Below are 15,163 nucleotides of genomic sequence, written 5' to 3'. Positions count from 1 at the left end.
TCGCGGGTCAGGGGTGGGTGGTGAGGTGGTGGGCGGTGGTCAGGATTTCGGGGAGGATGCGGGCCACCGACTCCTTGGTCAGCCTGCTGTCCGGGCCCGAGACCGACAGGGCGGCCAGGGTGGGGGCGCCCGGCAGCGGCACGGCGATGCAGCGCACGCCCAGCTCCTGCTCGCTCTCGTCGAGCGCGTAGCCCTGCTCGGCGATCCGGTCCAGCTCCGCCAGCAGCACGTCGACGTCGGTGATCGTGTTCGGCGTGTACGCGGGCAGCCCGGTGCGCGCCAGCAGCGCCCGCACCCGGTCGCGCGGCAGCTGGGCGAGCATCGCCTTGCCCACGCCCGTGCCGTGCGGCAGCAGCCGGCGGCCCACCTCGGTGAACATCCGCATCGAGTGCCGCGACGGCACCTGCGCCACGTACACCACCTCGTCGCCGTCCAGCACGGCCAGGTTCGCGGTCTCCTCCACCTGGTCCACGAGCCGCGCCAGGAACGGCCGCGCCCACGTGCCGAACTGCCGCGACGCGGTCTCGCCGAGCCGGATCAGGCGTGAGCCGAGCGTGTAGCGGCGGTTGCTGTTCTGCCGCACGTACCCCAGGGCGACGAGGGTGCGGATGAGCCGGTGGATGGTGGGCAGCGGCAGGCCGGAGGTGGCGGCGAGTTCGGACAGGCTCGCCTCGCCGCCCGCGTCCGCGAGGCGTTCCAGCAGGTCGAAGGCCCGCTGCAACGACTGGACGCCGCCGCCCGACTCTCGTGCCACGGTATCGCTCCTTCATTGCCGTTCCGCGTTGCGGAAACTATAGTCCGCGAAGTAGAAACCGAGTCGAAACGAGGTGGACCTCCATGTCCGGTGTTCGCGTCCTCGGGGGCGATGTGGAGCGCGGGGACGAGATCCTCACGCCGGACGCGCTGGAGTTCGTGGCCGGCCTGCACCGCGACTTCGCCGCGACGCGGGACGAGCTGGTCGCCCGCCGCGCGCACCGCCGCCCGCTCGGGTTCCTGCCGGAGACGAAGGACGTCCGCGACGGCGACTGGCGGGTCGCCGAAGCGCCCGAGCCGCTGCGCGACCGGCGGGTGGAGATCACCGGCCCCACCGAGCGCAAGATGACCGTCAACGCGCTCAACTCCGGCGCGCGGGTGTGGCTCGCCGACCTGGAGGACGCCAACACGCCGCACTGGCGCAACGTCGTCTCCGGCCAGGTCAACCTCTACGACGCGGCCCGCGGCACGATCGGGTTCACCTCGCCCGAGGGCAAGCGCTACGCCCTGCGCGACGACGTGGCGCGCCCCGCGATCGTGGTCCGCCCGCGCGGCTGGCACCTGCCCGAGCGGCACCTGGAGGTCGACGGGAGGCCCGCAGTCGGCGCGCTGGTCGACTTCGGCCTGCACTTCTTCCACAACGCCGCCCTCGGCCGGCCGTACTACTACCTGCCGAAGATGGAGAGCCACCTCGAAGCCCGGCTGTGGAACGACGTGTTCACCGCCGCGCAGGAACGGCTCGGCGTCCCGCACGGCACGGTCCGCGCGACCGTGTTGATCGAGACGATCCCCGCCGCGTTCGAGATGGAGGAGATCCTCCACGAGCTGCGCGACCACGCCTCCGGGCTCAACGCGGGCCGCTGGGACTACCTGTTCAGCGTCATCAAGTACTTCCGCGACGCGGGCCCGGACGCCGTGCTGCCCGACCGCAACAGCATCACCATGACCGCGCCGTTCATGCGCGCCTACACCGAGCTGCTGGTGCGCACGTGCCACAAGCGCGGCGCGTTCGCCATCGGCGGCATGGCCGCGTTCATCCCGAACCGGCGCGACCCCGAGGTCACGGAGAACGCGCTGGCGAAGGTGCGCGCGGACAAGACCCGCGAGGCGGGCGACGGGTTCGACGGCTCGTGGGTCGCGCACCCCGACCTCGTGCCGGTGTGCCGGGAGATCTTCGACGAGCGGCTGGGGGACCGCCCCAACCAGCTGCACGAGCTGCGACCCGAGGTGTCCGTGACGGCCGCGCAGCTGCTGGACTTCGCGTCGGCCGGCGGGACCGCGACGCGCGCGGGCGTCGAGTCCGCCGTGGACGTCGGCGTGCGCTACCTGCTGTCGTGGCTGGGCGGCAACGGCGCGGCGGCCATCCACAACCTGATGGAGGACGCCGCCACCGCCGAGATCTCCCGCTCCCAGCTGTGGCAGTGGGTGCACAACGACGTGGTGCTCGACGACGGCACGCCGGTCACCGCCGACCTGGTCCGCGAGGTGCTGGCGCGGGTCAGGGCCGGGCTGGAGGGCGAGCGCCCCGGCAGCGGGAGCGGGAACCCCGACGGCGGGCACCTGGACGCCGCCGTGGAGCTGTTCGAGCAGGTCGCGCTGTCCGACGACTTCGTCGACTTCCTGACCCTGCCCGCCTACGAGCGGATCTGACGTGCCGCGCACGTCGCTGCCGGCCGACGCCGTGCGGGCGCTCACCGCGCGGCTGGTGGACGTCGAGCAGCGGTCCCCGGTCGGCAGGCAGCCGGTGCACACCTGCTACGTCCCCGCCGACCGGGTCACCGCGGGCACCGTGCGGGACTGGGGCGCGCAAGCGCTTGCCGCGCTGGACGCGCACCCCGACCTGGGGCGCGTCCTCGACCTGCCGGACGAGGTGGCCGCCGTACTGCCCGACCGGGTGCGGGCCAAGCTCGCCGCCGAACCGGTGGAGGACCTCCGGGTCGACTTCGAGGACGGCTACGGCCTGCGCGACGACGCCGAGGAGGACGCCGACGCCGAGCGGACCGCGCTCGTCGTGCGGAACTGGGTGGACTCGGGCGCGGCGCCGCTGCGGTTCGGGCTGCGGATGAAGTCGTTCGACACGCGGGTGCTGCGCGAGCGCGGCATCCGCACGCTCGACGTGTTCCTCACCGCGCTGGGCGGCGCGCCCGAGGGGTTCGTGATCACGTTCCCGAAGGTCACCTCGGTCGAGCAGGTCGAGGTGCTCGGTGACGTGCTCGACCTGCTCGGCCTGCCGCTGCGGTTCGAGATCCAGGTCGAGACGACGCAGTCGGTCGTGGACCGGGAGGGCCGCCTGGCGATCCCCCGGTTCGTCGAGGCCGGTCGCGGTCGGGTCAGCGGCCTGCACTTCGGCACCTACGACTACACGGCGGCCTGCGGGTTGGGCGCGGCGCACCAGCACCTCGCGCACGGCGCGTGCGACTTCGCCCGCAACGCCATGCAGGTGTCGGCGGCCGGCACGGGCGTCGCGGTGTCCGACGGCTCGACCAACGTGCTGCCCGTCGGCGACGACGTGGAGCACGGCTGGCGCACCCACTACGGGCTCGTCCGCCGGTCCCTGGAGCACGGCTTCTACCAGGGCTGGGACCTGCACCCGGCGCAGCTGGTGACCCGGTACGCCGCCGTGCACGCCTTCTACCTGGAGGGCCTGGCCGCCGACGCCGCGCGGCTGCGGGCGTACGCGACGAGGGCGGGCGGGTCCGTGCTGGACGAGCCCGCCACGGCGCAGGCGCTGTCGTCGTCGTTCATCCGCGCCCTGGACTGCGGCGCGCTCGGCGAGGACGAGGTGCGCCGCGCGACCGGCCTGGACGTGCCCGAGCTCCAGGCGCTCGCCCGCCGCGCGTGACCGCCCCGAACGGCCCGCGCGGTCACCGGAACGGGTGATCTCGCGGTTCCGCGCGGCCGATCGGGCGCCGACCGGCCATGGTGGGGGCATGACCATGCGGGCCGGGTTGTGGACCGGGCTGCCGGACCTGGAGCGGGCCGAGTTCCGGTACCGGGTCGTGGCGTGCGCGGCGGACGTGGACGCGCTCATCGCCGCGCTGGCGAGGCCCGAGTGCAACGACGGGATGCTGGAGCACTTCGGGCGCGACCTCGACGCGGAGGGGGAGAGCGACCACAACCTGGTCCTCGCCGTCCGCGGCGGGTGGGGCTACGTCAACTACGTGGACGACGACTTCACCGGGTGGCCCAAGGGCGACCCGGGCGCGCCGTACGTCGACGAGCAGTACACCGACTTCCCGCCGGGCGTCGGCCTGCGCCTGCCGCTGTTCCGCGACGTGCTGCTGGAGTTCCTGGCCACCGCGCGGCGGCCGACCGCCGTGGACTGGTACGACGAGGCCGACCTGTTCCACGCCTGGCGGGTGCAGCGGATGGCGCTGCACGAGGCGTGAAAAACCGGTGGTCCGCGCGGCCGTCCCGCACCATGATCGGCGGGGTGGAACCGGAACCGCTCGTGATGCCGTCACCGCTCCCCGCCTTCGGGGACGTGCGCCTGCGCGCGTTCGAGCCCCGTGACGTGGACATGGTGCTGGACCTCGCGACGGACCCGTACGTGCCGACCATCGGCACCCTGCCCCCGAACGCCGACCGCGAGCAGGCCGCGGCCTACCTCGAACGGCAGCACGACCGCCTCGCCACCGGCTACGGCTACTCGTTCTGCGTCGCCGACCGGGACACCGACGAGGCGCTGGGCGGTGCGGGGCTGTGGCTGGCCCGGCTCCCGGCCGGCCGGGCCTCGGCGGGCTACTCGGTCGCGCCCCGCAGCCGGGGCCGCGGCGTCGCCGGCCGCGCCCTCACCGCGCTGACCCGCTTCGCCTGGACGATCCCCGCGCTGCACCGCGTGGAGCTGTACGTCGAACCGTGGAACACCGCGTCGGTCCGCACCGCCGAGGCCGCCGGGTACGAGCGCGAGGGCCTGCTGCGCAGCCACCAGGAGATCGGCGGGAGGCGGGTCGACATGCTGCTGTACGCCGCGATCCGGCCGACCCCCGGGAACCCGGCGGGCTAGAACTCCGGCCCGCCGGAACTCCGGCCCTTTAAAACTCAGGCAGGGAGTACCAGGCGAGCCCCGCGTCCTCGGCGTCGTCGCGCAGCACGGAACCTTCGATCAGGCCGTACGGGCGGTCGGCGGCGTGGAAGACCTCGTTGTGGTTCTCCAGCCCGAACGGGGACAGGTCGACCGCGAAGTGGTGCTTGTTCGGCATCGACAGCCGCACCTCGGCGACCTCGGGCCGCTCCAGCAGCACGGCCTCGCCCATCGCGTACAGGGTCTGCTGCAACGACAGGCTGTGCTTCCCGGCGAACGCGGCCAGCAGCAGTCGCCGGACCTCCGCGTGCGACCCGGCCCAGTCGACGCCCCCGGCCCGGTCGGCGCCACCCGCCCGGTCGGCGTCCACGGCCCGGTCGACGACCTCCGCGCGGTAGCGCCAGCGCGCCGTGACCGACGTGGCCAGGACGCGGTCGTCGGTCTCGGCCAGCGTCGTGTACTCGTCGCGCGGGAAGCCGTGGAACTCCGAGCCGGTCGTCTTGAGCACCACGAGGTCGCGCACGCCCGACACGACCCACGCGCGGTCGCCGTCGATCGTCACGGCGGTCGTGCGCTTCTCCGCGGAACCACCCGTGAACGAGTGGTCGTTGCCCTCGATCCGCTGCCACGAGTGCTCGTCGACCAGCACGCGCGCCCCGGTGATCGCCTCCTGCGAGGACACGAAGTGCCTGCCCAGGCGCAGCGCGAAGTCCTCGATCTCGCCGACCGGGGCCTGCTTGGCGAAGGCGTGCACGGTGTTCTTCTGCGTGTCGGTCGCGAGCACCTTGGAGTTGTCGCCGGTGAGGTGGGTGTCCGCCAGGTCACCGCGCAGGGACGTGCCGACCGTGAGGTCCTTGATGGTGTGCACGGCGCCCTCGCGCGACACGACCACCAGGCGGTTCTCCGCCTTGCCGTACTGGTTCGGCCCCAGGACGATGCCCACGGTCAGCTCCCTCGGTACGTCGTGAACGCGAACGGGCTCAGCAGGATCGGCACGTGCAGGTGCCCCTCGGTGACCCGGAAGGTGATCGTGATCTCCGGGTAGAACGGGGTGTCGACCTCGAACACCAGCCGGTGCACGCCGGGGTCCAGCTCCTCGTCGAACCGGAGCCGGCCGTCGTCGTCCGTGCGGCCGGCGGCGAGCACCGCGCCGTCGCGCTCCAACCGGACCGGCACGCCGACGCGCGGCCGACCGGCCTCCGCGTCGAGCACGTGCGTGGAGAGCGTGCTCACGCCACCACCACCTTCCGCAGCCGCAGTGCGGCGATCTTCCCGAGTTCCCGCGCCACCACGCGCAGTTCGGCGTCCGGTTCGGCGGTCGTCCGCGCGGCGATGTCGGCCAGGACCTCCTCACCGGACAACCCCGTCGCGCACACCAGGTAGATGTGGCCGAACCGGTCCTCGTACGCGGCGTTGGCCTCGGCGAGCCGGTCGGCCGGCGACGCGGCGGCACCGGCCTGCTCCTCGGCCGACCACCGCGCCGACACCCCGCCGTGCCGGGCCCGTTCGCCGATCCGGGGGTGCCCGGCGAGCGCGCCGCGCACCTCGTCGTCCGACAGGTCGGCCGCGCGGGAGGAGGCGTCGAGCAGGGCGTCCACGTCGGCGTAGGGCCGGCCGGCCAGCACGGCGCCGACCCAGCGCGGCACCGCGAGGCACTCGGTGAGCAGGGGGCGCAGCACGTCCGCGGGCGCGGTGTTGAAACCGGTGAGGTCGAACCCGGCGCGTTCGGGCACTGCGGCTCCTTTCCGCACGGCGGAACGTCACTTCCGGAATGGGGGACGGTACGAGCGCCTCCCGGGCATGTCAACGGCTCGACCCGCGGCCCCGCCGGGTGCGAAGGTGATCGGCATGGACCTGGTGCTGCGCGCTGCCCGCGTGATCACCCCGGACGGCGAGCGCCGGGCCGACGTGGGCGTGGAGGACGGCCGGATCGTGGCCGTGGCCGACCGCCTGGACGGGGCGGAGGTCGTCGAGCTGGCGGACGACGAGGTGCTGCTGCCCGGTCTGGTCGACACGCACGTCCACGTGAACGAGCCGGGCCGCGGCGAGTGGGAGGGCTTCGCCACGGCGACCCGGGCCGCGGCGGCGGGCGGTGTGACGACCATCGTCGACATGCCGCTCAACAGCCTGCCGCCGACGACCTCGGTGGCCGCGCTGGAGGCCAAGCGGGAGGTCGCGCGGGACCGGTCGCACGTCGACGTCGGGTTCTGGGGCGGCATCGTGCCGGACAACCTCGACGACCTCGGACCGCTGCACGACGCGGGCGTGTTCGGCTTCAAGTGCTTCCTCGTGCACTCCGGGGTGGACGAGTTCCCGCACGTCGAGGAGGACGGGCTGCGGCGCGCCCTGGACGTCCTGCGCCCGCGCGGCGCGCTCACGATCGTGCACGCCGAGGACCCGCACGACATCACCGAGCCGGGCCCCGGCTACCGGGCGTTCCTCGACTCCCGCCCGCACGCGGCCGAGGCGAACGCCATCGCCACCGTGGTGCGGCTGGCCGGGGAGACCGGGGCGCGGCTGCACGTGCTGCACCTGTCCAGCGGGCGCGGCGCGGCGCACGTCCGCGACGCCAGGGCGCGCGGGCTCGCCGTCACCGCCGAGACCTGCCCGCACTACCTGGCGTTCGTCGCCGAGGAGATCGGCGACGCGGCCACCGAGTTCAAGTGCTGCCCGCCGATCCGCGACGCCGCCAACCGCGAGGAGCTGTGGCGGGCGCTCGGCGAGGGCGTGGTCGACCTCGTGGTGACCGACCACTCGCCGTGCACGCCGGACCTCAAGGAGGGCGACTTCGCCACCGCGTGGGGCGGCATCGCGAGCCTCCAGCTGGGCCTGCCCGCCGTGTGGACCCAGGCCCGGCGGCGCGGCCACACCCTGCACGCCGTGGTGCGCTGGATGGCCACCAACCCGGCCGACCTGGTCGGCCTGACCACCAAGGGGCGCATCGCGCCCGGCGCGGACGCGGACTTCGCCGTGTTCGCGCCGGACGACGCGTTCGTGGTGGACCGCGACGCGCTGCACCACCGCAACCCCGTGACGCCCTACCACGGCCGACCGCTGGCCGGCGTGGTGCGGCGGACGTGGCTGCGCGGGCAGCCGATCGACGACCGGCCGCGCGGGCGGTTGCTCACCCGAGGAGACGCATGACCGAGGCACCCGACCCCACCCTGCCCGACGCCGCCCTGCCCGACCTGAGCCACCTGCCCGACCTGGCCTGCCGCGAGTTCGGCGGCAGCGTGGTGTGGGCGAACGACGAGCTGTTCGCCGAGCGGGAGAACCTGATCAAGCGGGCCGAGCCGGTGTTCCGGACCTACACCTTCGGCCACAAGGGGCAGGTCTACGACGGCTGGGAGACCCGTCGCCGGCGCGAACCCGGGCAGGACTCGGCGATCGTCCGCCTCGGCCTGCCGGGCGTGGTCAAGGCGGTGGTGGTCGACACGGCGTTCTTCAAGGGCAACTACCCGCCGTTCGCCTCGGTCGAGGCCACCTCGGCGGTCGGCCACCCGGACCCGGCGGAGCTGACCGACTGGGACGTCCTGGTGCCCCGGTCGCCGCTGGGCGGCGACCGGAAGAACTTCTTCGAGGTCGCCGCCGGGCGCCGGTACACCCACGTGCGGCTGACCATCCACCCCGACGGCGGCGTGGCCAGGCTGCGGGTCCTCGGCGAGCCCGTGGCCGACCCGGCGCTGCTGCTGCCCGAGGCGGTGGACCTGGCGGCGCTGGAGAACGGGGCCGCGGTGACCGGGTGCAGCGACATGTTCTACGGCTCGCCCGGCAACCTCATCGCACCCGGCCAGGCCACCGTGATGGGCGAGGGCTGGGAGACGGCGCGCCGCCGCGACGACGGCAACGACTGGGTGGAGGTGCGGCTGGCCGCGCCCGGCGTGGTGCGGCTGGCCGAGCTGGACACCACGCACTTCAAGGGCAACGCGCCCGGCTGGGCGTCGGTCACCGGGCGGGACGTGCGCACCGGCGCGGAGTTCCCGCTCCTGCCCCGCACGCGCCTGCAACCCGACACCCGCCACCGCTTCCCGCTCGACGCGGTCCCGGAGGCGACGCACGCGCGGCTCGACATCTACCCGGACGGCGGCATGGCACGCCTCCGCCTGTTCGGCCGCCTGACGGCGGACGGCCTCAGCGCGATCACCCGGAGGTACCACGAACTGAGCTGAGGGTCGTCGAAGTTGTCCCCCCAAGGGCTGACGACCTGTACGACCTGAGTTGGTTGTGGGCCGCACCACACCCCTGAAAGCCTGCCGTAACCCGATTGGGTGACAGGACCTAGGGAGGAACCTGTGCGACCGATCATTCGCGCGTTCGGCGGTCTCGGGACCGTCGTCGCGCTCGTCCTGGGGACGGCCGCGTTCGCGTCGGCCGAGGAACGACGACCCGTCGACGCGCAGGGCGTCGCGGCCATCGAGTGGGCGCCCTGCCCCGAGATCGCCGAGGTCGAGTGCGGCACGCTCAGCCTGCCGATCGACTGGGCGAAGCCGCGCGGCGAGAGGTTCGACCTCGCCGTGGCCCGCCGCAAGGCGCTCGACCCGGACCGGCGCCTCGGCGTCCTGGTCATCAACCCCGGCGGTCCCGGTGGCTCGGGCGTCGACTTCGCGCTGGGCGCGGACGACTACTTCAGCCCCGAGGTGCGGCAGCGCTTCGACATCATCGGCTTCGACCCGCGCGGCGTGGCCCGCAGCCAACCGGTGAAGTGCTCGTTCGACCTGGCGGTGAACGCGCCGTCGCCCTACCCGACCGACCAGGCCGGCTTCGACGCCCTCGCCGCCCACAACCGCGAGCTGGCCGCCGACTGCCGTGCCCGCAGCGGTCCGATCTACGACCACGCCGACACGCTGTCCGTCGTGAAGGACGTCGACGCCCTGCGGAAGTCCCTCGGCGAACGGAAGATCAACTACTACGGGATCTCCTACGGCACGCTCATCGGCCAGCAGTACGCCGAGGAGTTCGGCCGCAACACCCGCTCCATGGTCATCGACTCGAACATGGACCACAGCCTCGGCACGTGGCGCTTCAACGAGACCGAGGCCGTCACCGCCGAGGACTCGTTCACCGAGTTCGTGAAGTGGTGCGGGCGCACCGAGTCGTGCGCCCTGCACGGCCGGGACGTGCCGGCGTTCTGGGACGGCCTGCTCGCCCGCGCCGACCGCGGCGAGGTCACCGACCCGGACGACCCGACCTACGTCGTCTCCGCGCGGGACGTCATCCGGGTGGCCTTCAGCGCCTTCTACGGCCCCGACTGGGCGCCCCTCGCCGAGTTCCTCGTCCGGCTCGCCGCCGGCGAGCCGACCCCGGGCGTGTCGCTCAGGGCCGTCCGGCCCGCCGCGGCGCAGGAGACCGTGGAGAACCCGTTCCCCGCGGTGTTCTGCCAGGACTGGGCCATGCGGGTGAAGGACTACCGCGAGTTCTCCGCCCTGGTGGCCCACGCCGACCGGCTCGCGCCGCACATGCGCGGGGGCTCGCTGGGCCACTCGGCGATCGCCGCCTGCGTCGGCCTGCCGGGGAAGGTCGCCAACCCCCAGCACCGGCTGCGCATCGAGGACTCGCCGAAGATCCTGATGAGCAACGCCCTGCACGACCCGGCCACCGCGTACGAGTGGGCCGTCAACGCCAACCGGCAGAGCCGCGACAAGACCGTGCTGCTCACCTACGAGGGCTGGGGCCACGGCGTGTACGACCGCAGCGCCTGCACGCGGGACGCCGCGGACCGGTACCTGATCAGCCTGAAGACCCCGCGGCCCGGCGCGCGCTGCGCCGCCGTGGAGCCGCCCGGGCAGACCGCGGCGTCGCTCGGCGCGACGCCGCTGCCGACCGGCCCGGCGCCGGGCGTGCCCGGCTGGCTCCGGTAGCACCGCCGGCTCACCACGAGGCCGCTCCCGCCACCGCGCGGGGGCGGCCTCCGCCGTGTCTGGCACGCTGGACCCCCGCCCCCCGGAGCCGTCGGTGACCCACCGTCGCCGGGCGCGCCGTCGTGACCCGCCCGTCACCCGCGGGGCGAGGATTGCTCACACGTAACGTCACCGGCGGTTCCCCGGTCGGGTGGACTCCCCGCAGGAGGAACAACCCCCTTCAAGAGCGCGAAACCTGCCCGTAACACCGGGACCGGGACAGTTCACCGGCGCGAAACCTGGGGCGCGGCCGCGTGAAACAGGACATACCGATGCTCCTCGGCAACCGACGTGCAGTGGAGGTCGACGTGGATACAGGGGACACCGCCTGGGTGCTCACCAGTGCCGCACTGGTGCTGTTGATGACGCCGGGACTTGCCTTCTTCTACGGGGGCATGGTCCGGTCCAAGAGTGTGCTCAACATGATGATGATGAGCCTGGGTGCCATCGGCGTGGTCGGTGTGCTCTGGGTGTTGGTCGGCTACTCCACCGCGTTCGGCACCGACGTCGGTGGCGGCCTGCTGGGCAAGCCGTTCGAGTTCTTCGGCCTCGACGGCCTGCTGACCAAGGAATCGCTGTTCGGGACCATCCCGACGACCGTGTTCGTCGCGTTCCAGGCGATGTTCGCCATCATCACGGTGGCCCTGATCTCCGGTGCGATCGCCGACCGCGCCCGCTTCGGCCCGTGGCTGCTCTTCGCCGGCCTGTGGTCGATCGTCGTGTACTTCCCGGTCGCGCACTGGGTGTTCGACTTCGACGGCAAGGACGCGGACGGCAACGTCATCGACCCCGGCGGCTGGATCGCCAACAAGCTCCTCGCGATCGACTTCGCCGGCGGCACCGCGGTCCACATCAACGCCGGCGCCGCGGGCCTCGCGCTGGCCATCGTCCTCGGCAAGCGCGTCGGTTGGCCGAAGGACCGGATGAAGCCGCACAGCCTGCCGCTGGTCGTCCTGGGCGCCGGCCTGCTGTGGTTCGGCTGGTTCGGCTTCAACGCGGGCTCCGCGCTCGGCGCGAACACCACCGCGGGCGTCACCTTCGTCAACACCCTGGTCGCCACCGCCGCCGCCATGCTCGCCTGGCTCGCCGTGGAGCGCGTCCGCGACGGCAACGCCACCACCCTCGGCGCCGCCTCCGGCATCGTCGCGGGCCTCGTCGCCATCACCCCCGCCTGCTCCTCGGTCACCCCGGTCGGCGCCATCGCCATCGGCGCGATCACCGGCGCCCTGTGCGCCCTGGCCGTCAGCCTCAAGTACCGCTTCGGCTTCGACGACTCGCTCGACGTGGTCGGCGTGCACCTGGTCGGCGGTCTGTCCGGCACCATCCTGATCGGCTTCTTCGCCAGCTCGTCCGCCCCGGCGGGCATCGACGGCCTCTTCTACGGTGGCGGCGTGGACCAGCTGTGGCGCCAGGCGGTGGGCGCGCTCGCCGTGCTCGCCTACTCCTTCGTCCTCAGCCTGCTCCTCGGCTACCTGGTCAAGATCACCGTCGGCTTCCGCGCCGACGAGGAGGCCGAGGTCGGCGGCATCGACGAGGCCGAGCACGCGGAGACCGCGTACGAGTTCGGCTCGGGCCTGGGCACCCGCGGTCCCTCCAAGCCCAGCGTCGCCGCGGGCGCCACCGCGGTCCTTGAGGGGAGCAACAAGTCATGAAGCTGGTCACCGCGATCATCAAGCCGTTCACCCTCGACGACGTGAAGGCATCCCTGGAACAGCTCGGGGTGCTCGGCATGACCGTCAGCGAGGTCCAGGGCTACGGCCGGCAGAAGGGCCACACCGAGGTCTACCGCGGCGCCGAGTACGCCGTCGACTTCGTGCCCAAGCTGCGCATCGAGGTGCTGATCGACGACGCGGCCGTGGACAAGGTCCTCGACGCCGTGGTCGAGGCCGCGCGCACCGGCAAGATCGGTGACGGGAAGGTCTGGGTGACGCCGGTCGACACGGTCATCCGGGTCCGGACCGGGGAGCGCGGCTCGGACGCCCTTTAAGACAATGGGAGACGGCCGGATGGACAACGACGAGACGGCCGTCGTCACGGCTGACGACCTGGTGCGAGCACGCGATCGGCTGCTCGCGCCAGGTCGGCGCCGTCTGACGGGGGAGTCGCTGCGCGAGGCGCTGGTCGACCTGCACGAGTTCTGGCTGACCGCCCACGCCTCGCAGGCGGGCGTCGGCGGACCGGGGGGCGGTGTCGCGCTGGTCGCCGTGGGGGGCCTGGGCAGGCGCGAGCTGGTGCCCTACTCGGACCTCGACCTGGTCCTCGTGCACAACGGGCACAAGGGCGTGGAGGGGATCGCCGAGAAGCTCTGGTACCCGCTGTGGAACTCGGGCATCGGCCTGGACCACTCGGTGCGCACGGTCGGCGAGGCGCTCCGCGTCGCCGCCGGCGACCTGCGCACGGCGCTGGGCCTGCTCGACATCCGCCACCTCGCGGGCGACCAGGAGGTCAGCCGGCGGCTGGTGGACAGCTCGCGCCAGGCGTGGCGCACGGGGGTGCGCACCCGGCTGGACGAGATGGCCGAGTCCGCGTCGCGCCGGTGGGCGCGCAGCGGCGAGATCGCGCACCGCGTGGAACCCGACCTCAAGCACGGCCGGGGCGGGCTGCGGGACGTGACGCTGCTGGACGCGCTGTCCGCGGCCCAACTGGTCGACCGGCCCTCGGCGGAGGTCGACGAGGCCCGCAAGCTGCTGCTGGACGTGCGCACCGAACTGCGCCGCGTGGCCGGCCGCCCGCGTGACGTGCTGCGCGCCCAGGACGGCGACGAGGTCGCCGCCGCGCTCGGCCTCCAGGACCGGTTCGCGCTGGCCAGGTCGATGTCGTCGGCCGCGCGGACGATCGTGTACGCGGTGGACGTGGCCATGCGCACCGCGCGCGCCGCCGTGCCGAAGAGGGGCCTGGGCGTGTTCGCCCGCTCCACGCTGCGCCGCGCGCCCGCCCGCCGCCCGCTGGACGAGGGCGTCGTGCTGCACGGCACCGAGGTGGCCCTCGCGCGCGACGCCACGCCCAGCCGCGACCCGGCGCTGCTGCTGCGGGTCGCCACGGCCGCCGCGCGCAGCAAGCACCCGATCGCCGCGGGCACGCTCGCCAAGCTCGCCGACTCCGCGCCCGAGCTGCGCCAGCCGTGGCCCCGCGAGGCCCGCGACGAGCTGCTGGCCCTGCTGGGCAGCGGCACGGGCCTGATCGACGTGGTCGAGGCGCTGGACCGGACCGGGCTGTGGGGCAGGCTGTTCCCCGAGTGGGGCGCGGTCCGCGACCTGCCGCCGCGCGACGCCGCCCACACCTGGACCGTCGACCGGCACCTCGTGCAGGCCACCGCGCACGCCGCGCGCCTGGTCACCAGGGTCTCCCGGCCCGACCTGCTGCTGCTCGGCGCGCTGGTGCACGACATCGGCAAGGGCAGGCAGGCCGACCACTCGGAGGTGGGCGCCGCCCTCACCACGCAGATCGCCGAACGCCTCGGCCTGTGGCCGCAGGACGTCGCCACGCTCACCGCGCTCGTGCGCCACCACCTCCTCCTGCCGCACACGGCCACCCGCCGCGACGTGGAGGACGAGGCGACCGTGCGCCGGGTCGTGGACACCCTGGGCGGCGACCCGGTGCTGCTCGAACTGCTCTACGCGCTGGCCGAGGCCGACGCCGTGGCCACCGGGCCCGGCGTGTGGTCGGAGTGGAAGTCCTCGCTGATCAGCGACCTGGTCGCGCGGTGCCGCACGGCGATGGCGGGCGACCCGCTGCCCAAGCCGGAACCGCTCGACCAACGCCAGCGGGACCTCGCCGACGCCGTGCTGGCCAGCGGCAAGCCGGACGTGCTGGTCGCCCCGGGCGGCCAGGGCGCCGTCGTCACGGTGGTGGCGCCGGACCGCCCCGGGCTGCTGTCCAGGGCCGCGGGCGTGCTCGCGCTGAACTCCCTGGAGGTGCACGCGGCCACGTTGCGCTCGCACGGCGACCCCGCCACCGGGGCCGCCGCGGTCGACGTGTTCACCGTGTCGCCGCGGTTCGGCTCGCTGCCGGACGTGGCGCTGCTGCGCGAGCAGCTCGCCAGGACCCTGGACGGCTCGCTGCCGCTGGCCGACAAGCTGGCCGCCAAGGAGCGCGACTACGGCGGCCCGCCCCAGGACCCGCCGCCGCCCAGGGTGCTGTGGTTCGACGACGAGTCGACCGGCGCGGTGGTGCTGGAACTGCGCGCCGCGGACCGGATCGGGCTGCTGCACCGCGTCGCCGACGCCCTGGAGCGGTCCGGTGTGGACATCGCCTGGGCGAGGGTGGCCACGCTGGGCTCCACGGTCGTCGACTCGTTCGCGCTCACCGTGCCCGGTGGGCTCGACGCCGTGGGCCGGCGCGAGGTCGAGCGGGCCGTGCTGCTCGCGGCCGGGTGACTTCGCGGGACCGGGTGACTTCGCGGGACCGGGTGACTTCGCGGGGTCGGGTTGCGTAGCTCTACGCACAACCGATCACGGGTGCTCACGCTGCCCCCGGGCCCGTCCGACGG

14 protein-coding genes are annotated in these 15,163 nt (G+C 73.7%); 10 read left to right on the top strand and 4 right to left on the bottom strand.

Translation table 11 applies throughout. The annotated features are described in order from the left end of the window. Positions 1-7 precede the first annotated feature (7 nt). Positions 8-754 (bottom strand): IclR family transcriptional regulator domain-containing protein, encoded by a 747-nt coding sequence (locus ACRAKJ_RS35550; protein WP_438924087.1) that lies wholly within the window; start codon positions 752-754, stop codon positions 8-10. A gap of 83 nt (positions 755-837) precedes the next feature. Between ACRAKJ_RS35550 and aceB the strand changes: the two genes are divergently transcribed. From aceB to ACRAKJ_RS35530, 4 genes are all read left to right on the top strand, one after another. After that, positions 838-2,403, top strand: coding sequence for a malate synthase A (gene aceB / locus ACRAKJ_RS35545; protein ID WP_438924088.1), 1,566 nt, complete (start codon positions 838-840; stop codon positions 2,401-2,403). 1 nt (position 2,404) lies between these two features. Next, complete coding sequence (locus tag ACRAKJ_RS35540) at positions 2,405-3,595, top strand: DUF6986 family protein (protein ID WP_438924089.1); 1,191 nt, start codon at positions 2,405-2,407, stop codon at positions 3,593-3,595. An 88-nt stretch (positions 3,596-3,683) separates the two neighbouring features. Next, complete coding sequence (locus ACRAKJ_RS35535) at positions 3,684-4,142, top strand: Imm1 family immunity protein (RefSeq protein WP_438924090.1); 459 nt, start codon at positions 3,684-3,686, stop codon at positions 4,140-4,142. A gap of 44 nt (positions 4,143-4,186) precedes the next feature. Continuing rightward, positions 4,187-4,759 (top strand): GNAT family N-acetyltransferase, encoded by a 573-nt coding sequence (locus ACRAKJ_RS35530; RefSeq protein ID WP_438924091.1) that lies wholly within the window; start codon positions 4,187-4,189, stop codon positions 4,757-4,759. A gap of 28 nt (positions 4,760-4,787) precedes the next feature. Here the strand turns inward: ACRAKJ_RS35530 and pucL are convergent, their stop codons facing one another. Genes pucL through uraD form a run of 3 tightly spaced genes read right to left on the bottom strand, consistent with a single transcriptional unit; the run spans position 4,788 to position 6,510 of the window. Then, positions 4,788-5,720: a factor-independent urate hydroxylase gene (pucL, locus tag ACRAKJ_RS35525; protein ID WP_438924092.1), complete on the bottom strand. Its 933-nt coding sequence runs from the start codon at positions 5,718-5,720 to the stop codon at positions 4,788-4,790. A gap of 2 nt (positions 5,721-5,722) precedes the next feature. After that, complete coding sequence (locus ACRAKJ_RS35520) at positions 5,723-6,010, bottom strand: hydroxyisourate hydrolase (RefSeq protein ID WP_438924093.1); 288 nt, start codon at positions 6,008-6,010, stop codon at positions 5,723-5,725. Continuing rightward, a complete protein-coding gene (gene uraD, locus ACRAKJ_RS35515) occupies positions 6,007-6,510 on the bottom strand; it encodes a 2-oxo-4-hydroxy-4-carboxy-5-ureidoimidazoline decarboxylase (RefSeq protein WP_438924094.1) in 504 nt (167 codons plus the stop codon). The genes ACRAKJ_RS35520 and uraD overlap by 4 nt, the downstream gene beginning before the upstream one ends. A 115-nt stretch (positions 6,511-6,625) precedes the next feature. On the opposite strand from uraD, the gene allB reads away from it, so the two are divergent. From allB to ACRAKJ_RS35485, 6 genes are all read left to right on the top strand, one after another. After that, positions 6,626-7,921, top strand: a complete 1,296-nt coding sequence (gene allB / locus ACRAKJ_RS35510; RefSeq protein WP_438924095.1) for an allantoinase AllB — start codon at positions 6,626-6,628, stop codon at positions 7,919-7,921. After that, a complete protein-coding gene (gene alc / locus ACRAKJ_RS35505) occupies positions 7,918-8,946 on the top strand; it encodes an allantoicase (RefSeq protein WP_438924096.1) in 1,029 nt (342 codons plus the stop codon). The genes allB and alc overlap by 4 nt, the downstream gene beginning before the upstream one ends. A 123-nt stretch (positions 8,947-9,069) precedes the next feature. Beyond that, positions 9,070-10,635 (top strand): alpha/beta fold hydrolase, encoded by a 1,566-nt coding sequence (locus ACRAKJ_RS35500; RefSeq protein ID WP_447008804.1) that lies wholly within the window; start codon positions 9,070-9,072, stop codon positions 10,633-10,635. 347 nt (positions 10,636-10,982) lie between these two features. Beyond that, positions 10,983-12,326 (top strand): ammonium transporter, encoded by a 1,344-nt coding sequence (locus tag ACRAKJ_RS35495; RefSeq protein ID WP_438924098.1) that lies wholly within the window; start codon positions 10,983-10,985, stop codon positions 12,324-12,326. Then, the gene (locus ACRAKJ_RS35490; protein WP_344035194.1) at positions 12,323-12,661 is read left to right on the top strand and encodes a P-II family nitrogen regulator; all 339 of its coding nucleotides are present in this window, start codon (positions 12,323-12,325) and stop codon (positions 12,659-12,661) included. Before ACRAKJ_RS35495 ends, ACRAKJ_RS35490 begins: the two co-directional genes overlap by 4 nt. 19 nt (positions 12,662-12,680) lie before the next feature. Then, the gene (locus ACRAKJ_RS35485; RefSeq protein WP_438924099.1) at positions 12,681-15,050 is read left to right on the top strand and encodes a [protein-PII] uridylyltransferase; all 2,370 of its coding nucleotides are present in this window, start codon (positions 12,681-12,683) and stop codon (positions 15,048-15,050) included. Positions 15,051-15,163 lie beyond the last annotated feature (113 nt).

Source organism: Saccharothrix sp. DSM 118769 (assembly GCF_052936295.1).
Note: the sequence above shows the minus strand (reverse complement) of the source record. Positions and strands in the feature narration are given on the sequence as shown.